This is a genomic window from Pseudarthrobacter sp. BRE9 (assembly GCF_031844305.1).
In the GTDB taxonomy this organism is placed as follows: Bacteria; Actinomycetota; Actinomycetes; order Actinomycetales; family Micrococcaceae; genus Arthrobacter.
This window is the reverse complement of the sequence record NZ_JAUZUY010000002.1, coordinates 108,583-127,274: the sequence shown is the minus strand read 5'-3', so window position 1 is coordinate 127,274 and position 18,692 is coordinate 108,583. Positions and strand designations below refer to the sequence as shown.

17 protein-coding genes are annotated in these 18,692 nt (G+C 62.8%); 12 read left to right on the top strand and 5 right to left on the bottom strand.

Features of this window, described 5'->3' with window-relative positions; genetic code table 11:
* The first annotated feature begins 193 nt into the window (after window positions 1-193).
* Together Q9R31_RS05460 and Q9R31_RS05455 are read left to right on the top strand one after the other, a co-directional pair.
* Window positions 194-2,374, top strand: coding sequence for a glycogen debranching N-terminal domain-containing protein (locus Q9R31_RS05460; RefSeq protein ID WP_311261736.1), 2,181 nt, complete (start codon window positions 194-196; stop codon window positions 2,372-2,374).
* Window positions 2,375-2,603: 229 nt separating this feature from the next.
* Window positions 2,604-4,004, top strand: coding sequence for an MFS transporter (locus Q9R31_RS05455; RefSeq protein ID WP_311261735.1), 1,401 nt, complete (start codon window positions 2,604-2,606; stop codon window positions 4,002-4,004).
* Window positions 4,005-4,715: 711 nt separating this feature from the next.
* Here the strand turns inward: Q9R31_RS05455 and Q9R31_RS05450 are convergent.
* Window positions 4,716-5,096, bottom strand: coding sequence for a hypothetical protein (locus tag Q9R31_RS05450; RefSeq protein WP_311261734.1), 381 nt, complete (start codon window positions 5,094-5,096; stop codon window positions 4,716-4,718).
* Window positions 5,097-5,297: 201 nt separating this feature from the next.
* Here Q9R31_RS05450 and Q9R31_RS05445 point away from each other — a divergent pair, with 201 nt between their 5' ends.
* Together Q9R31_RS05445 and Q9R31_RS05440 are read left to right on the top strand one after the other, a co-directional pair.
* Complete coding sequence (locus Q9R31_RS05445) at window positions 5,298-5,492, top strand: hypothetical protein (RefSeq protein WP_311261733.1); 195 nt, start codon at window positions 5,298-5,300, stop codon at window positions 5,490-5,492.
* 511 nt (window positions 5,493-6,003) lie between these two features.
* Window positions 6,004-6,798, top strand: coding sequence for a hypothetical protein (locus Q9R31_RS05440; protein ID WP_311262189.1), 795 nt, complete (start codon window positions 6,004-6,006; stop codon window positions 6,796-6,798).
* A gap of 25 nt (window positions 6,799-6,823) precedes the next feature.
* Here the strand turns inward: Q9R31_RS05440 and Q9R31_RS05435 are convergent, their stop codons facing one another.
* A complete protein-coding gene (locus Q9R31_RS05435; protein ID WP_311261732.1) occupies window positions 6,824-7,210 on the bottom strand; it encodes a hypothetical protein in 387 nt (128 codons plus the stop codon).
* Window positions 7,211-7,267: 57 nt separating this feature from the next.
* Window positions 7,268-7,393 (bottom strand): hypothetical protein, encoded by a 126-nt coding sequence (locus Q9R31_RS05430; RefSeq protein ID WP_311261731.1) that lies wholly within the window; start codon window positions 7,391-7,393, stop codon window positions 7,268-7,270.
* A gap of 701 nt (window positions 7,394-8,094) precedes the next feature.
* Here Q9R31_RS05430 and Q9R31_RS05425 point away from each other — a divergent pair.
* The 4 genes from Q9R31_RS05425 (at window position 8,095) to Q9R31_RS05410 (ending at window position 11,024) form a co-directional block, all read left to right on the top strand.
* Window positions 8,095-8,883: a hypothetical protein gene (locus Q9R31_RS05425; protein WP_311261730.1), complete on the top strand. Its 789-nt coding sequence runs from the start codon at window positions 8,095-8,097 to the stop codon at window positions 8,881-8,883.
* A 250-nt stretch (window positions 8,884-9,133) separates the two neighbouring features.
* Window positions 9,134-10,057, top strand: a complete 924-nt coding sequence (locus Q9R31_RS05420) for an aminoglycoside phosphotransferase family protein (protein WP_311261729.1) — start codon at window positions 9,134-9,136, stop codon at window positions 10,055-10,057.
* A 452-nt stretch (window positions 10,058-10,509) separates the two neighbouring features.
* A complete protein-coding gene (locus Q9R31_RS05415; protein WP_311261728.1) occupies window positions 10,510-10,758 on the top strand; it encodes a type II toxin-antitoxin system prevent-host-death family antitoxin in 249 nt (82 codons plus the stop codon).
* The gene (locus Q9R31_RS05410) at window positions 10,755-11,024 is read left to right on the top strand and encodes a Txe/YoeB family addiction module toxin (RefSeq protein ID WP_311261727.1); all 270 of its coding nucleotides are present in this window, start codon (window positions 10,755-10,757) and stop codon (window positions 11,022-11,024) included. Before Q9R31_RS05415 ends, Q9R31_RS05410 begins: the two co-directional genes overlap by 4 nt.
* Window positions 11,025-11,752: 728 nt before the next feature.
* Here Q9R31_RS05410 and Q9R31_RS05405 read toward each other — a convergent pair.
* Window positions 11,753-13,780 (bottom strand): hypothetical protein, encoded by a 2,028-nt coding sequence (locus Q9R31_RS05405; RefSeq protein WP_311261726.1) that lies wholly within the window; start codon window positions 13,778-13,780, stop codon window positions 11,753-11,755.
* Window positions 13,781-14,858: 1,078 nt separating this feature from the next.
* On the opposite strand from Q9R31_RS05405, the gene Q9R31_RS05400 reads away from it, so the two are divergent.
* The gene (locus Q9R31_RS05400) at window positions 14,859-15,170 is read left to right on the top strand and encodes a 4a-hydroxytetrahydrobiopterin dehydratase (protein WP_311261725.1); all 312 of its coding nucleotides are present in this window, start codon (window positions 14,859-14,861) and stop codon (window positions 15,168-15,170) included.
* Window positions 15,171-15,288: 118 nt separating this feature from the next.
* On the opposite strand, the gene Q9R31_RS05395 is transcribed toward Q9R31_RS05400, so the two are convergent.
* On the bottom strand, window positions 15,289-15,903 hold the full coding sequence (locus Q9R31_RS05395) for a carbonic anhydrase (RefSeq protein ID WP_311261724.1): 615 nt from the start codon (window positions 15,901-15,903) through the stop codon (window positions 15,289-15,291).
* A 189-nt stretch (window positions 15,904-16,092) separates the two neighbouring features.
* Here Q9R31_RS05395 and Q9R31_RS05390 point away from each other — a divergent pair, with 189 nt between their 5' ends.
* From Q9R31_RS05390 to Q9R31_RS05380, 3 genes are all read left to right on the top strand, one after another.
* The gene (locus Q9R31_RS05390; RefSeq protein WP_311261723.1) at window positions 16,093-16,485 is read left to right on the top strand and encodes a nuclear transport factor 2 family protein; all 393 of its coding nucleotides are present in this window, start codon (window positions 16,093-16,095) and stop codon (window positions 16,483-16,485) included.
* A gap of 128 nt (window positions 16,486-16,613) precedes the next feature.
* Entirely contained in the window at window positions 16,614-16,790 is a 177-nt protein-coding gene (locus Q9R31_RS05385) for a CsbD family protein (RefSeq protein WP_311261722.1), read from the top strand.
* Between the two features lie 274 nt (window positions 16,791-17,064).
* Window positions 17,065-17,919, top strand: a complete 855-nt coding sequence (locus tag Q9R31_RS05380; RefSeq protein ID WP_311261721.1) for a hypothetical protein — start codon at window positions 17,065-17,067, stop codon at window positions 17,917-17,919.
* Window positions 17,920-18,692 lie beyond the last annotated feature (773 nt).

The window sequence follows — 18,692 nt, the reverse complement described above, 5'->3', positions numbered from 1 at the left end:
GGGCCGCTCTCTGCCTCGGCGACCGCCGCAAAGCGCCAGCACTATCGCGACGTCATGCGCCACGATGTCGGTATCCAGCTTCATGCGCGCTCTGGCGGCGACTGGCAAGCAAGCGTAGCGTCTTTTCGAAGAGGCCGCCGCAAGCATGGTGTCTGCTTGTACCGCGCTTCGGTAAGTCGCGGAGGAGGCCGGAATGGCTGGGTGGAATGCGGATACGGCGGCCGGTCCACTAGGGGCTGGCTCTGTGACGTTGGTTGAGGGCTCATCCTTCTGCATTTCGTCATCCAACGGGGATATTCAGGCCGGTCGTCCGCATGGCCTCTTCGTGGCCGACGTAAGGATCCTGTCAATCTGGCGCGTGACAGTGGATGGACAGGCGCTTGAACCACTCACAGCGGAGACAAAGGAGCCGTTCCGTGCCGCATTTGTTGCAAGGATCCCCCGGTCCGACGGTTACGCGGACAGCCCACTTATCGTGGAACGGCTGCGGGAAGTCGGGGCCGGCCTCCAGGAGCAGCTCATCGTCCACAACTACTCGCAGGAGCCTGCTGAGTGCGTCATTGTCCTGGAAGTAGGGGCCGACTACGCGGACCTCTTCGAGGTGAAGGAGGCACGCGTCCGGCGACGGTGGGAGGAAACACGAGAAGCCGACGACCAAATGCTTACCATTCGGGGCAGTTGGCAGGACCTCCGCAAGGGCACCGCTATCCACGTTCCTGGGGCCGACGTATCCGGTAAGACCGTTCGATACAGGGTGTCCGTACCCGCTCATGGGCAATGGAGCACAGTCCTGACCGTTCTGCCCACCGACGATGGAGCCCATGCACCGGCTTTCGCCCATTCCGAGGGGGATGGATTGTCCCCCCGAGACCGCCGCCGACGGGAGTGGGTGGCTAAAATCCCCGTACTGCAGGTGACCAACCGCTCCGTGGAACGGACCCTGCGCCGCAGTTATGATGACCTCGGCGCACTTCGCATCGAGGACCCCCAGCATCCGGAGCGGGTTGTCGTCGCCGCCGGTGCACCCTGGTTCATGACCCTGTTCGGAAGGGACTCCTTGTGGGCCTCGGTGATGGCGATGCCGGTAGACCCGTCGCTGGCCCTGGGCACACTCCAGACCCTCGCCGACCGCCAGGGCACCGTGGTGGACCCCATGACGGAAGAGGAACCGGGCAAGATCCTCCACGAGGTCCGGCTTGATGTCTCCAGCGGTCTGTCCCTGGGCGGCAAGTCGAACTACTACGGCAGCGTGGACGCCACTCCCCTGTTTCTGATGGTGCTCGGAGCCGTCAGCCGTTGGGGATTCGCCGCGGATACCATCAAGGCCCTGCTGCCCCACGCCGACCGGGCAGTGGACTGGATCGTGAACTATGGCGACAAGGATGGGGACGGCTTTGTCGAGTACCAGCGCCTCAACGACCAGGGGCTGGTCAATCAGGGCTGGAAAGACTCCTGGGACGGCATCAACTTTGCGGACGGCACCCTGGCTGAGCCGCCGATCGCGCTCTGCGAGGTACAGGCCTACGTGTATGTCGCCTACCTGTCGCGGGCATGGCTGGCCTACGACGCCGGTGACATGGCCTTGGGCAACGACCTCACCGACCGTGCGGCGCGGCTGAAGAAGCAGTTCAACGAGCAGTTCTGGATCCCCGAGCGGGGGTACTACGCCATTGCCTTGGATGGCAGGAAACGGCAGGTCGATGCCTGCGCCTCAAACATGGGGCACTGCCTGCTCCAGGGCCTGATCGACGAAGACAAAGCCCCGCAAGTCGCCGCGCACCTGATGTCACCGGAAATGTTCAGTGGTTGGGGCGTACGCACCCTGGCCAGCAACATGGGCGCCTACAACCCTGCCAGCTACCACAACGGGTCCGTCTGGCCCCACGACAACGCCATCATTGCAGCCGGGCTCCTCCGGTACGGCTTCGTCGCCGAAGCCCAAAGAATCGCCACCGGGATGATGGACGCGGCCGAGTTCTCCGACGGCCGCCTCCCGGAGCTGTTCTGCGGCTTCAGCCGTGACCACCTCGCCACTCCCGTTCCGTATCCCACCGCCTGCTCACCCCAGGCGTGGTCAGCCACGGCACCCATCCAGATCGTGTCCAGCCTGATGCGTTACGACCCGGTCGTTTCAGCCGGTGGAGTCTGGCTCGATCCCGTCCTTCCCCAGTCCTTCGGGGACCTGCACATCTCCAACGCCCCGCTTGGCAACGGCCGCATCACCATCGACATTGCCGGCTCCGTCCCGTCCATCAAGGGACTACCCCCGGGGATGGCGTTGCACCGTGGCCACCGACCCTGGATGTCCGAACTGGTTGAGGAAGCGGTACGGCGTCGTGTCAACGCCCGCCCCACGTCAAACCCTCTTCGTTAAAGATTCGGCTCCATCCCATAACGAATCGCTATGCAGGGACACAAAACCCGACTTTGTGTGACCCACACCGCAAACGTTAACTTGATTTCTGAGGCCAGTCCGCAAAGCCGCAAACACGACTTGCGAGAGCAGCTCACAGCAGGACCACCCGGATATTCCACGCAAAATCTCTTTCCCAGAGCCCAGGTGTCGCGGCAGCCGGTGTTCACCCATCGCCAACGGAGACGAAATGACTGAAACCATACTTCCGAAGAAGACCCCGGTCAGGGCCGCAGTCGCGGCCTGGATCGGCACGACGCTGGAGTACTACGACTTCGCCGTGTACGGCACCTCGTCGGCGTTGATTCTGAACGTCCTCTTCTTCTCGCCCGAGCTACCTCAGGGCATCAGCGTGCTGCTCGCCATGATCACCTTCGCGGTCGGCTACGCGGTACGCCCCCTCGGCTCTCTCATCTTGGGACCATTGGGCGACCGCCGCGGCCGCAAATTCGTCATGATGATCACACTGTTCGGCATCGGCGGCTGCACCTTCCTGATCGGGTGCCTGCCCACCTACGCCCAGATCGGTCCTCTTGCTCCCATCCTGCTCGTGCTGATCCGCGTCATCCAGGGACTGTGCCTTTCCGGCGAGCAGCCCAGTGCCATCACCATGAGCCTGGAGCATGCTTCCGAGGGCCGACGCGGTTTCCTCGCAAGCTTCACCACGTTGGGCTCCTCCTCGGGCACGCTTCTCACCCTGTTGGTCTTCATCCCGATCGCCGCAATGCCCTCGGAGCAGTTGCTGACATGGGGTTGGCGGCTTCCGTTCTGGGCGTCCGCCGTCGTGGTCGTCGCTGCGTACCTGATCCGCCGTCACATCCAGGAGCCCCCCGAGTTCGTAAAGGTCCAGGCCGCCAAGGTGAACGTCGCCCCCCTCAGGCACCTTCTGCGCTTCCACTGGCGCGCGGTGCTGCGGATCGTATTCTGTGCGCTCATCGCCGGCACGAGCTACATGATGCAGACCTTCTCGGTGGCGTTCGGAACCGCCGGATACAAGCTGGACAAGCCGACCATGCTCCTGACGACTACAGTCTCGGCAGTGATCGCCCTCGGAATCACCCCCCTGGCAGGATTCCTCGTCGACAAGATCGGCCGCAAGACGATGTTCCTCATCGCAACGGTCGGCGTAGGCATCACCATGGTGCCCTACCTCTGGTCGATCACGACCGGCAACTGGACGCTGATCTTCCTGTTCGGCATCATCAACTACTCCCTCTTCTACTCGATGGTGAACGCATCCTGGCCGTCATTCTTCGCAGAGATGTTCCCTGGCCGGCTGCGCGTCTCCGGGCTCGCCCTGGGCACCCAGATCGGCTTTGCCATCTCCGGCGTCATCGGCCCTGTTCTCTCGACAGCATTGGCCGGCCCCGACCTGAAAGATTGGGTCGGCCCGTCCATGGTCGCGCTCGGGTTCATGGTCCTGGCAGGGATCTCGGCACTCACCGCCAAGGAGACCAAAAAGTACACGCTCAAGGAGCTCGACGAGGTGCAGCAGAGCGCGCGGGAGACGGCCGCCCTCACGGCCGCGACCGCGACCTCCCCGGGCAGGGCCAGGCGCGATCTCACTGTTAAGCCTGGCGTGCAGAAGTGATGAAGTAGCGTCCGCCTGAGCCGATCGCGCGCTAGCGGTACTGGGTCAGGACGTTCGTTACATCGTGGACGAGTGAAGACCTCTTAGGTTCGTGGCTACCACACACAGCCGACGACTAAGAGGTCTTCACTATTGGTTTGTGACGGTCAAAAGTTCACTCCCGGGTTTCCGGTCTGGCCCAGTCATTGCTCCAGCCATGGATACGATTCACCTGAACACTGCGCGGTCTCTGGTTGTTGTGCCGCTTCCAGGATGTTTCAGGCTGGGGCCAAGTCGAAAATCCCTCCACCGGTGAGGTTGATGTGGTGGGCCCGCACCTGTGTCACGGCGAGATCCAGCAGCGGCGTAGCGACATTCAGGATTCCTGCCCGGGCCGCGAGAGAACTGAGAAGGTGCCCGGCTTCGACTGCTTGCCCCTTTGCAGGTAAAGCGAAGAGGGGAACACAGACCCCGAAGCTGACAGGATGTGCAGGCTCTGCTGATGCCCTGGCTCGCTCACCGGGTAGCCGGCTGCTGCTCCAACGCTTTCGGCCTCGGCGATGGCTTGCATGATTTGGGGGCGACCTCCCGCTTCGAGGATCGCGACCGCATTATTCCGTAGCAGGCAGGTGGAGCTCCGGCTAAGCTGATGAACGCCCACTTTTCCCAGAGCTGCTGCATCATCGCGGTCGTGGGCACGATTTTCACGAGACCACCGATCACCTCGCCAGCTCAACTCAGGGCGAGAAGGAATCCGAGGCCGGCGAGCACAAGCGACACCGGGGCCATAACGCGCCGTTCGTACTTGCTCTTGGACGCAAGGTTTGGCAGCAGGCTGAGCAGTAGGTAGACCGCAATCACCCACATCGCGACCACTGCAACAAAGGGGGAAGTGAGGATCGAAATCAACCCGGCCCGCTCCAGCGCAACGACGGCAAAAGCCGCGTAAATCACGATCGAAACTGCACTTCCCACACGCTGCCTCGTCGGAAGCACTGTGTTTTGACCTCCCCACGCGAACCTTCCGAAGGGAAGCCCGACGATGAGCAGCAACTGGAACACGGCGAGGACGCCGAGCACTGCGCAGAAGGCGAGGGGGATTGCTGGCGTCATGATTCGAAGCGTACCGGGTCGCACAAGCCAGTCCGCAGTCTTTAGGCAACCCGAATTGCTGGCCGGATCCCTGGCCTCACCGGTTGAGGAGCACGGACAAAGCAATGGTTCACTGGAGTCCGCCTAACGCCGTCAGAACCTCTGACGTTAGCCGGGGATCCCGAGCAGCAGTACCAGGAACTGCTGGCGGCAGTACGGGAAGTGAGCGAGGACGACAGGGCCGAAGCGGTCATCGTTGTTGGCGGGCCCCTCATCGACACGGCCCGGCGGCTCGCCGCAGCAGGCATGGCGGCGATCATCCAGCCAGTGCCCAGCGCCTGCTCCATGGTTCTGCGAAACCTCGCCGACCGGGAACCCCCCCATAGCGCCACAGTACCGGCGATCACCAGGGGCTAGTTTCAGATGATTAAGACAGGGGCTGCGTTCTCTCTACGGGAATGCAGCCCCTAGTTATAGTCCCGCCCCCATCGCCTCACGCCGGGTGGACCCTAAAAAGACGAGATGCTGCATAGCCTGGATGAGCCTCCCTCGGCCAAAGCCGGGACGAGATTCAGATAGTCGAGCAGCCGCCCCCGTTGCGGCTTGCGTAAGCGATGCCAGTCAAGCCGCCTTCGGAAAAGCTGCCCGGTTTCCCCACAGCCAACACGCTCGCGCCTATCACTGCTGCCGGCGCCGCGGACCCAGATGACCTGCGACGCAGGGCCAGCGGCAACGCCACGTACGCGGCCCGGAAGCGTAGCGGATTACCGCGCCTTGGCCCGTGCTGATTGACCACGAGGCGTGGTTGAATGTCTCCGCGCCCCGCTGCAATCAGAGGTCTTGCCTCAAGCATGTCTGGGGCGAGAGCCAGGAAGATTGCAACAACGTCGATGTCCGGCACGGACAGCGAGAGTGGACGGGAACCAGAATGTTTGACCAACTCAGCGGGGCCACGCGGCTGTTTCCTATCATTGGCGACCCTGTCCGGTCTGTGCAGTCACCCGCGAGACTGACCCGGACATTCGCCGAACGTGGCAGGAACGCCATCTGCATACCCATGGAAGTCCCTGAAGGACAGTTGGACGTCGTTATGGCAGGACTCGCTGCCACGCCGAACATCGACGGCCTCCTCGTCACAATGCCTCATAAGTTCGCCGCCTACACGCACTGCACCACGAGCTCCGAAAGAGCCAAGCTTCTGGGCGTTGTAAGTGTCATTCGGAGGAACACCGACGGCACCTGGCACGGTGACATGCTGGACGGGCTGGCCTTCGTCAAGGCGCAGCAAGAACACGGGGCAATCGTCGAAGGCGCCAAGGCATTGCTCGTTGGTGCTGGTGGGGCGGGCAGCGCAATCGCCATTGCGTTACTGGAGGCAGGGATCGCCGAACTCATCATCCACGACCGAGACGAGGCGAGAGCTCAGGCGCTCCTCCGGGTCCTCGTCCGGTTCGAGAGCCGTGCCCGGATTGGGTCGGCGGACCCTCGCGGATGCGATTTGATCTTTAACGCCAGCCCCATGGGGATGGGCGACTCGGACCCCATCCCCGTGGATCCCAGCCTGCTCTCATCTCGCATGTTCGTTGGCGATGTCATCTCCGGGCACGGAATAATCCCTTTGCTCGCGGCGGCGCAGGCCGCCGGCTGCAGGACCGCCAATGGCGACAATATGGTGGACGCTGTCCAGCAACTGATGGCCGATTTCATGCTCGAAGTCGGCTGACGCTCGCGGCCCGGTAGTAGTGACTTCAGCAACGGTCGGTGCGCTTCTCATTGACGAGGATGGCATGCTGGGCGATTTCGAAAGACTGGCCGTTGGCGTCCAGCAGCCGCTTAACACTGTCCCGAGGTGGGACTCGAACTACATTCCATGCCTTGCAAAGACTGGGAACCCGCGACAACATGCGGAATCCCGGCCAGTCCGAAGGCTGTTTGGCCCAGTACGAGATGAAAGGGACATTGTCCACACCCCCTTTCGGGGACGCTGGAGGACTACCGGGGCAGCAGATGCGTGGAATCTCGGCGGCAGAGTCCAGCAAGTCGACAGTGTCCGCGGCGACTCCGACGACGAGGTCGAAGCCTTCATCCGTGGTGAAGCCATGCCGGTAACCGTTGATCCACAGCAGCAGCACCATCATGGAAGCCGTACCGATCAACTACCTGAAGTGCATCCTCAATGTCTAGCTACGCTGTCACGCGTCCTCAAGGCGCTTCAGCAGATCAGCATCATGACTCATAACAAAATCAAGGCCCTGGCTGATTTCGCGCCGGCGCGTGTGGCGCAGCAGAACCAACTCTGCGCCCTGCAACAGAAGCACGGACTTGGATGTCTGTTCTTCGCAGCCAACTTTTCCAGCCGCCGATCGAGGTCTTCAGGGACACGGAAATTCATAGCCATGTCGCCGTGGTACTAAAACGGTACCCGCCCTTGACTGGACTGCACGCCTCGCCAACTGGACCAGACTCACCCGAGCAGGGTCGCGGCGTCTTGGAAAGCTCTGTTGTTTTTCAAGACGCTACGCTGCTGAACCCAGAAGTGGGTTCAATTGCGGCCTCGCTCTAATCTCCTCGAGCCGACGCCCGCTCGCTGTCTCACAACCAAGGATGAGTACAAGATATTGGCTACGAAGTTATGAGACTTGTTACAAAAATCGCCTTTGCTATCGCGCGCCCAAGATTCACTGGAAAATCAGCGACCGTATAAGTCAGACGTCTATCCGCTCGTCGAGACATCTCGTTTCCCAAGGCTTACGAGACGTAAGGGACGGCCAGATCTTACTGGCTAGTTAGACCCGGCCGGTGAAAGCTGCCTCAAATTTGGCATTTCCTCGCCGCTGCTTCAGGGCGCTCCTGTCACTTCGGGGGATTGCATGAGTCGAAACTGATCACTGTCCAACTCTTCATTGTCACGGGTCCTGTGCCGGAGGAGACTTGAGGCGACGGCATCCCATCCTGGGGCCGCCCGCGGGGCCAGCCGGCTGCGGGGCCTCACAGTACCCTGTAGCGGCTTGGTGGATCGATGAGCTCCATGGCACCTACCGAAAAGGCCGGTCAGCGGTCGCGCCATCTCTTGCCCTTGGTGGCTATCGCACTGATTGGCTGTCTCAGCGGTTGCCAGTATGAGCCCGATAACATCTCTCTCCCGTCCGCCAGTTCTCCGACCACGGAGGCTCGCACGGTCCCACCGCTGCCGGAGAGTGGCGACACGCGCACGGTCCGACCGCTGCCGAAGAGTGGCGACATCGACGCCGGCACATACCTAGTCCCCATTGCCGGCTACAAGGAGCCTTTCCAGATCACCGTCCCAGGCGGTTGGTTTGCTCTCGACGGCGACAGCCTGGGCAAGGACGATCCGGATCACCCGGCTGAATGGGCCGTCTACCTGACTCTTTGGCCCGCGAAGTATGTGGCGATGGACGCATGCAAGTGGAGGGGCGCCCTTTCCGATGATGGTCCGTCGGCCGAGGCCTTCGTTCACGCGATGGCGGCGCAGTCATCAACGACAAGCACTCCTCCCGCCAAGATCCTGGTGAGCAATTACTCCGGCTTCGAGTTCGACCACTCCGTCGAGGGCGGCGTGGACATCAAAGCCTGCGACGGCGGCAAGTTATGCATCCACTCAGAAACTAGATCCGACTGCTCCCGCTGGTACTCAACTCAGAATGAACACGAAACCTACCGGGTGGTCGACCTGAATGGCCAGCGGGCTGTCGTCGCGGTGGCCCATATCGACGAATCGGTCAATCCGGAGCTGATGAGAGAGGCACGCGCCGTCTTCGACTCGATCGTGTTCAAGTCCGACAAGTGACCAGCTGATCCGATAGGCGATCCCGCCCGCGGACGCCGGCTCCTTCTCTGAACCCACCTGCATGTCTCATAACCGAGGCGCCTCGAATCCCTGGGGTTTCGAGGCGCAGAGGTTTCGAGACACCGTATCGGGCTAGGCGTGTTTGGTAAGTGGTCGGGCTGTGGCCGTTCCTCGGCCTGCCGGTGATCGTCAGCATGCATTGCGGGAAAGCCCGGTGCCTCGGTGAAGCGCCAGCTCCTAGAATGGGTGCGTGGAACTTTCGCATCTCGGCGCCCCGATCGGGCCGATGATCCGCGTGCATGGCGGGTTCGCCAACCGGATGTATCGGCTCGACACCGACCAAGGGTCGTTCGCAATAAAGGAGCTAAACCTCGTCGGCCGCCGCTGGACCTATCGCGTCGAGGACGTGTTCAGGTTTGAGTGTGCGGCCTTCGCTGCCGGCATTCCGATGCCGGAGCCAATCTCGGCTGGCCAATATACGCTCGTTCACCGATGGGTCGAAGGCGAAAAGGTGCCCGAAGCGCCGGTGTCGGCGGCGTACGCGTTTGAGGTCGGCGAGATCCTCGCTCGCATCCATGCGCTCGACGTAACGTGGACGAATGTATCGATCGAGGAACCGGCGTCACAAGACTGGTCCGAGCTCGCCGCGCGGGCGACGGCAACCGGACAGCCATGGGCCGACGAGCTCGCCTCTCAAGTCGAGACGTTCCTCGCGATTGCCCACTTCGTCGACACCTGCGAACGGCCAGGCCCCATCGTGCTGACCCACAGGGACATCCAACCGTGGAATCTGCTCGCTCGAGAGGGACGGCCGGTGGTGCTCGATTGGGAGCTCTCGGGGATGCTCGACCTGTCCAGTGAACTCGGCTCGACCGCGCTAAGCCTCGCAAAGGGACCCGGCTTGGAGGACATCAAGCCCGCCATTTTCCGCTCCGTTCTCGACGGCTATGTCACGGGAGGCGGAGTACTGCCGCCACCAGGGCCAAGCTGGTTTGTCTCTATGATCGGCGGCTGGTTGGGCCACACGAGGTGGAACATCCTCCGGTGCCTCGCCGGTGTCGAGGCGAGCACCGGCCCTGACCTCGCGCTCTCACACGAGTCCGTACGCAACGGTCTGGGCGGCCTCCCCGACCTGTTTGGGCGACTTGGAGAGCTCACGGCGCTGCTCTTGTAACAGTGACCGGTATCCGCGCCTTGGTACGGGGCGTAGGCGCTCCCGATCCCGCCCGGATCCATCGTCGATGACTCTAGCTCGCGGAAAATCGAATTGCTGCAAGCCGGCCAGCAGACGTCGCATCACCGCGAACCAGGTTCGACTGTCGAAAAAACGGATCTCGCCCGTTGCCGCGAAGAACACCGGAACTATTGATGTACTCGGCTCTTTGGACGTTTCGTAGATCTCAGCCGCACTCCCGTGTTTCCTGGCAATTGTTCGGACCACCTCGGTACCGCGAACCCGGACAGTTCGATATTTGTAGCTCATGGCGACCCCTTCGTCGGCTACGGCAAACCTTGCCCCTGAGAGTTCCCCTTTTGGGAACTTGGCTGCGAGCAGGAAACCCGGTCAAACAACTAGCCCGGCCACTGCCCCACTGGTACCATATCCAGTACAACAAGGAGGGAGCCGTGGCAATCACAACAAGCGAGGCACGAAGGGACCTCTTCGGTCTTATCGAACGCGTCAACCTCGATCACACAGAAGTGGAGATCACGTCCAAGCGCGGATCCGCAGTCCTCATGTCCAAAGATGAGTACGACGCCCTGGTGGAGACCACTCACCTGCTGCGCTCGCCCAAGAACGCCCAGCGGCTGCTGTCATCCCTTGCTGCTGTGCGGGATGGTCAAGTCTCCGAGCACGACCTGATCGAGCCGTGACCGCCGGCCGCAGGCTGGCATGGACCGCCGAAGGGTGGGAGGACTACCTCTACTGGCAGACCCAAGACCGCAAGACACTCAAGCGGATCAACACCCTCGTCGAAGACGCCTTGCGCGATGATCCCTTTGAGGGCATCGGGAAGCCGGAGGCCCTGAAGCACGCGCTGGCCGGAGCATGGTCCAGGCGCATCGACCAGGAACACAGACTCGTCTACATCGCGGATGACCAGTTCCTAACCATCTTGCAGGCCCGCTATCACTACTGACGGCTGGCACCGGTGCACATGCGCCTGTGCCAGCCGTCTTCCATGTGCTTACGAGAGGGCCCATGGCAGTGCAGGAAAGATGAGCTTGAGAGGGCAGCCCGCAACCCGCAACCATCGGATGCCCCGGCGAACTTCTCGAGGAGTTCGACGGTGTTGCGGCGGCGATGGCGTGGCAGTCCCACCCAACCTGACTGCGCAGTTACTTTTCAGGTTCAAGGGCGTTGATAGCAAGGCGGCCTCGAACGGCCCCGCTTGCGCTGGGAGGGTCCTACATCGTACTGCCCGGCAGCCACGTCGGGTTACTCGACTCGGCTTGGATTTTCCTGCTCACCCCATGTGTCCGGAGCCCCGAATAAGCCTCACCGAGGCTTCACGGTGACAAAGGGGTGGGAACGTGGCCGGCAACGCTGTACCGGCCTCACTGAACGGCAATCAGAAGGGACGGGTAGTGCATTTCAGCTGACCGATAACCAGGTTCCTCTAAGTGCTGATCTGGTCAGTAGTGACGCTGAAACCCCTATCCCTATGCCGCGTCGTTACCGGTGTCCGCGCTCACACTTTTCGGGTTTTAAGGCGCATCCAGCCGGGTGGTGTCGACCGGCCCAGCCTAGCGCAATGTTCGCGTCCTGCATCGTCCTGCCTGGCATAGGCCGTTCCAGACCGTAGACTGCCCGGGATCGACCCCGGGGCCGTTGCCGGCACCACTCTCACCGCTCACCCTGCTGCTGCTACTTCACCGGTGGGAGCCCCGTCCCGTACTCGATCTTCACGGTGCCGGTGGACGAAACAGTGATGCGGCCGCCCTGGTAGTCCTGCACGGTGCTGCCATCGGCAATGACGTAGTTATCGGTAGCCGGGTATCCGAGTTTGCCCCATTCGAAGCCGGTGACGGCCCAGGCGTCCCGGGTCTTGCCGATGGACAGCCGAACTCCAACGGAGGGTGCCGAGATCAGGGCGCCCTTCAGGAAGTTCTGGTAGTCGCCGCCGTCCTTGAGGCCGGTGACTTTGTTCGTCCTGGGGAAGCCCAGGGTGTCCAGGCCGCCTGAGCCAGTGAACTTGGCGTTGTAGTCAGTCAGGAGTGCCCGCCCGCCGGTGGCCGGGGACCAGTAAATGCTGCCTCCCTGGTAGGTCTGGTAAACGCCGCCGGGGACGCCGATCTCGTCGGAGGTCGGGTAGCCCAAGGGGCCGTTCTCGAAGCCGGATTCTGCCCAGGCAGCGCGGGTTCCGCCGAAGGAGACGTGGGCGCCGCTCGCCGGGGACCAGAGGATGGAGCCGTACTGGAAGTTCTGGTAGTAGCCGCCGTCCTTGATCGCCACCTGGTCGCTGGCCGCGTACCCGAGGGAGCGGTCCATCGACTCGTGCTTCTTGAAGATTTCCCCGGTGACGGAGTGGACGCCGCCAGCGGCCGTTGCAGTGATGACGCCGCCCTGGTAGTTCTGGGCGACACCGCCGCTGATCCCATACTCATCGGTGGTCGGGTAGCCCAGCGTCCCGTGTTCGAAACCCTGGGCTGCCCAGACGCCGCGGATGGATCCGAGCGAGATCACCGAACCGTAGGCCGGGGTCCAGAGGATGGCTCCGCCCTGATAGTTCTGGAAGGCTCCACCCTCTTTCAGGCCGTGGACGACATCGGACACCGGGTAGCCCAGGCGGCCGCCCTCAAAGCCGGTGGTGGCCCATTTGTCCCGGATCGGGCCCACCGAGAGGTGCGCTCCGCTGGCCGGCGACCACAGGATCGCGCCGCCCTCGTAGTTCTGGTAGACGCCGCCGCCCCTGAGTCCGCCGACCTCATCGGTCGTGGGGTAGCCCAGGACCCCGTTTTCGAAGCCGGTCGCGGCCCAAAGCCCACGGATGGCTCCGCGGGAGATCCGGGCGCCCGTTGCCGGGGACCATAGGATCGCTCCCCCGTCGAAGTTCTGGAAGGCCCCCCCATTCTTGATGCCGCCGATCTCGTTGGACACAGGGCTGCCCAGGCCGCCTGCCGGGCCGCCCGCCTGGGCGTATTTTTCGGTAATCGCGCCGAAGGCGTTGGCCGAGTACGGGGTGAAGATGTCGTCCACGGCGCCCATTATGATCCGGTCCCCAGGCTGGCTGGACCGCAGGAAGCGGTTGACGGCATCGAGGCTGGTGGAGATGCAGCCGGCGGACGTGGTGCGCCCGGCGTGCAGGAAGATCGCGTACGACGCTCCCTGGACCGTTTCCATGTCGGGACGCCGGTTGTAGTTGATGACCGCGGCCTGCTCGTAGTAGCCCTGGTTCATGTAGTCGTACAGGTTCTCGTCCGAGGGGCGGCCGGCGCCTTCGAAGTACTGGTTATACGTGGCACCGTACTCTCCGCCCCACCGCGAGTTCGGATTGACCGTGTGGTATGCAAGTGCCGTTCCCGGGTTGGACCGGCCGAGGGCTTCGGTGACGCTGTAGGACCCGGTCGGGGACTTGAAAGTGTCCTCCCAGGTCAGCCCGGGAGCGGCGAAGCCCTTCAGCCCCGCGTAGCCCCAGTCCTGCCACTCCTGGACGTAGCTATTACCGGAACGGACACACCCGGTAATCGTGACAACGTTGGAGTCCCTTGTGCTGGCCGTTGCGAAAGTGACTCTGTTGGCTCCAAAGCTGGAGTATTTGGTCTGTCCGGCCGAGAGGCGCTGGCATGGGTTACCGACCTGCGGTGATGCCCCAGCGCTGTTTACGCCCAGGAAGGCGCTGGCCGCGACGGATAAGACGGCCAAGGCAAGTGAAAGTGGTCTGGTCTTACGCAAGGCGTTCCTTCTGTTCAGCTAAGAGTTCAATGCGTTTGTCCTCTGGGTGGAATTATTCAGGCGAAACAGCCTGTGGGCGGGTAGCGACTCTCCGCGGCGGCTTTGACAGCTTCCGCTCCGAGATAAGCAGTCGCGCTTTTGAGGATTTGGTTCGCACGCCGCAGCTCGAAGACCTCACGACGGAGGGCAAGGATCGTCACTCCAGGACATCCCTCGAAGAAACGCGCGGCAGATAGTGGGTGAGCCTGAGCGAGCCCCTGTTCAGATTCACCGCGCACATCGACCAAGTTCTTCAGTGCGGACTCGTCTGGGACCTCCGCACATGCCGCTATCGGTTTGGCTGCTTCAAGATGCACTCATTTCCTGATTGGAGCCGCACCATCGCTGCGCTCACCAGGGTCCTAGCCCAACGGGGCATCAACATCCGGCATGGACTCTTCGTCGGAGACGAGGCCTTCTCCCCCCATGACGGCGAACCCGGCACCTGCCTCGCCTTGCCTGTCAGCTCCACCCAGACCAGCGCAATCAACGCCAATTCATCTACCGCGGCGGCTTCATCGAACCCACCGACCACGTCACCCTCCCAGCCCCAGCCGGGACGACGACTGTCACGCCCTGGTCGCCAACCTGCGGTTCCCAGCGATCCGCGACCAGCTCATCGCCGACGTCCCCGGTATTGACGAACCCATGTAGCAGAACCTGTTCGCCCAGACCGAGGAAGCCCCGAAGTGGTCACGCATCGAGTGGGCACAACAACTTCTTCTGCACGCCTACACCGGCACCAGCACAGAACATGCAGCACCGGTCCTCACGGCCATCGGCTACATTAACTGGTGGGAAGGCAGAGGCAGCAAAGCACACCAATTCCTCCAACTCGACCTATCGCCCTTCGAATTTGGCCGGGGAAAGTCTCGGAGAAGAACTCGCCTGCGCTTTTCTCTCATTTACCAGCGGGTGTCCGCGTCGTCCCCGCGCAGTGCCGACTTTTTACCCTCAGTCGCCGGCGCCTGCCATCACCCTTGGCGGAGTGGTGCCTCAGGGGTAGCCCGGGGCGGCCATCCGGAGCCATGATGGCACCATGATTGATCCCCAACGGAAGCTGTCCGCCGCCGAGCTCGCCGAGGCCGGGCTTACCGGCTGGCGCGTGACCGGCGAGGCCCTCGCCGCGACCTTCAGGACCCGGAAGTTCTCCACCGGCCTGGAGCTCGTGAACCGCATCGGCGCCTCCGCCGAGGAGGCCAACCACCACCCCGACCTCACACTCACCTACCCCGAGGTCGGCGTCACGCTCTCGAGCCACGATGTCAGCGGGATCACCAGCCGTGACATCGACCTGGCCCGCATCATCAGCGGCCACGCCGCGGACCTCGGGGTCGCTGCCGCGGAGTGAGTCCGCGTCGTCGGGCACTGGGTGAACGGCGCCTGCAGCTCAATGACGGGGTCCGCTACAGGCAGCCTAGGGGCAGTCCATGTTGCCGCCGGTCTCGTCCTCGACCCGGAATGACGGGCTAGAACAGTGCAGACTCTGTTACCAGCTGGGCCCGGCCTTCTGCGAGCCGGTAGGCAACGCCGACCACCGCGGTGGAGGAATTGTGCACGGCGGCGGCGATTACCGGGGAGCTTTCGAGGAGCCGCTCGGCGGTCAGCCTGGCGTGGTCGACGATCATGTCGTTGATCTCCGTCCTTCCGTCCCGCAGCGAGGTCAGCACCGACGGAGTAATCCGTTCCACCAGGTCGCGGATGAAGCGCTGTGGCATCTCCCCAGTGTCAAGTGCTTCTTTGGTGGCCGTGACGGCGCCGCAGTTGTCGTGGCCGAGGACAACGATCAGCGGGACGTTCAGAACCGAGACGCTGTACTCCAGCGACCCGAGAACGGCATCGTCGAGAACATGCCCGGCCGTGCGGACCACGAACGCGTCACCAAGCCCTAGGTCGAAGATGATCTCGGCGGCCAGGCGTGAGTCCGAGCAGCCAAAAATGACCGCGAACGGGTTCTGGCTGTTCACCAGCTCGCTTCGCCTCGAAGCGCCCTGGTTCGGATGCCGGGCCTCTCCGGAGACGAAACGGGCGTTGCCATCAAGCAGGCGCTGCCATGCCTGGGCCGGGCTGATGTTGTTAGTCACCCTACTTACTTTACGGGAGCCGTCGGAGACCGCTGGAAAGCCTTCGATCGCGACAACAACCCAGAATCCCCCACACGTGACATCTTCAAAAGCAGGGGGTATCGAGGGGGCTAGTCCCCCTCGACGGTGCTGCTGCCCAGGACTAACCTGTCCCCGCAGGAACCCGACAACAATGACAGAAGGCTCGAAATGGGATCGCAGGAAAACGCGGAACTGGTTCGGCGGGGCTATGAAGCATTCAGCGCTGGCGACATGGATACGCTCCGGGACATTTTCAGCGAGGACGCCACGTGGCACGCCGCTGGAAACGGGCCTATATCCGGGGTCAAGCAGGGCCGGGACGAGATCCTCACCTATTTCGGCGAGCTTGGATCCCGATCCAACGGATCGATGAACGTCACCGTGGAGGACGTCATCGTGGGCGAGACGTACACCGTCGGCATTCAACTCACGCGTGCCGAGCGCAACGGCAAGACCCTGGATGAGCGGCAGGTCATTGTTTTCAGCGTCTCCGACGGGAAGGTGACGGAGGGCATTGAAATGGCGGAGGACACGTCCAAGGCCGCCGACTTCTGGTCCTGACATCTGGCGGGCGGCCAGTGGCGCTGCCCCGCGGGTGGCGAACTGAGGGGCTTGAAAACCCCATCCGCGGCATGCTTACTGGAGGTGTAGCCGCACATACCGGCTGCAACACCGTAGGAGGTGGAACCGTGGGAGCGGGAGACAAGATTCGCAATACCGCCGAGAAGGCGGGCGGCAAGGTCAAAGAAGCTGCCGGCGCAGCGACTGGAAACGAGGGACTGCGGGCCGAAGGCCAGGCCGACCAAACCAAGGGTGATTTGAAGCAGGCCGGCGAAAAGGTTAAGGACGCCTTCAAGAAGCGCTGACCCGAACCGCGGAATGCGCGCGCTCAGCTGGGTGCGCCTTTTTCGTGCCCTGGAAGGGCCAGTGGAACATTACTGCTGCTCAAGCGCTTGCCACCGGTTGGGGACCTCCGGCGGGCCGACTGTGTGATTAATTACGTTCTCGGCGTGGTCGCTGAAACTCTCAGGTGCGCGTGGAAACCTTGAAGGTGAAGCGTCAACAGCTCAACGCGTTCATTCAGAATGCCGACCCGAATCGTCGGCGCGAATCTTCTGCACAAATACAAACTTGGGAACCATGATCAACACCGACGATAACAACTCCGAAGGAACATCCAAGAACGCCCCCGAACCCGTGAAGAAGGGCCTTGATCTGAGTCCGACTCAGGTCATCGCTGGCGGAGGCGCGGCGGCCGTGGCCTCCGTCGTAGGCGGAAACCTCGGACTTGGCGGGACCGTCATCGGGGCCTTTATCCTCAGTGTTATTTCCGCAGTTGCCGTGCCTCTGTTCCGGGCATCCCTGGAAAGGAGCCACGAGCAGCTCAAGCGCGTCGTGCCCCGCCGCGGTGCCGTCGCAACGAGGGCCGTCCCGCAGGAGCCCACGGGCACGGCCAGCATCCGCGCCACCTCCGGCAAGGTGTCCGCAGCTCCTTTGCCGCTGGAGCAAGTGGATACACCTTTGATCGCTAAGCCGCACAGGTCACTGCCGGGCCGGGCCCGCATGGCCTTGGGTGCAGCTGCCATCTTCGTGATCGGGCTGGGGTCCGTTGTTGGTGTCCAGGCCGCCACCGGAAAGTCCTTGTCGAACGGCACTGCCACGCTCCAGTCAGGTATTACCCAGATGGCCTCCAATGCGGCGAACACTTCGGGCACACCCGCGACGGATCCGCGGCCCAGCGCCAAGGCGGTGGTCCCCAGCACCTCGCCGACGGAGGAGGCCACCAGCCCCACGGAGGAAAGCACGGCCTCACCCACTCCCACGAGCAAGGCAAGCCCGAAGCAGACTACCCCTGCGGGTAAGGCCACGTCGCAACCGTCGACGGCGCCAAGCCAGGCCGCCGCAACAACGGTCCCAGGCAGCGCAGCGAATGGAACTGTCGATCAGCCGGGATCCGGCCTGACAGCTCCTACTGTCGGCCCCGCCGCCAAGTAGCAAGGACTAACCGCTTTTTCAGGAAGGGTGCGCTCAGCGATGAACGGGGGCGCACCCTTTCCCATGTCCGGGTGCGGGGTAGCGCCCCGCGAATCCCGGCCCTACCGTCCTAGGCTGTCGACATGCACCCCTTGGCGGCGATCGGCCTGGTGTTCCTGGGCGCGATTGCCTGGACGGGCACCCGCCTGCCCACTCAGCTCAACTCAGGGCGACAAGGACTCCGAGGCCGGCCAGCACAAGCGACACTAGCCCGCCGTTCGTACTTGCTCTTGGACGCAAGGTTCGGAAGCGCGCTAAGCAACAGGTAGGCCGCAATCACCCACATCGCGACCACGGCAACAACGCGGGAAGCGAGGATCCAAATTAACCCGGACCGCTCCAGCGCAACGACCGCAAAAGCCGCGTAAATCACGATCGAAACTACACTTCCCACACGCTCCCTCGTCGGAAGCACCGTGCTTTGACCTCCCCGCGCGAACCTTCCAAGGGAAGGCCAATGATGAGCAGCAACTGGAACACGGCGGGGAAGCCGAGCACTGCACAGAAGGCGAGGGGGATTGCTGGTGTCATGACTTGAAGCGAACCGGGTCGCACAAGCCGATCCCCGGTCTGCCTGGCCACCCAAATCGCTGTGAAGCAGTACGTCCTTTACCTCAAGGGACCCGGGCGTCTCCGGAAGGTGCGGCGCAGCAAGCTGGACCAAGCACTTCCTAGGCAGATGCCCCGCCTGCGAGTGTCGCGCGGAAGTCCTTCCGTCTGGAAAGCAGATCCTC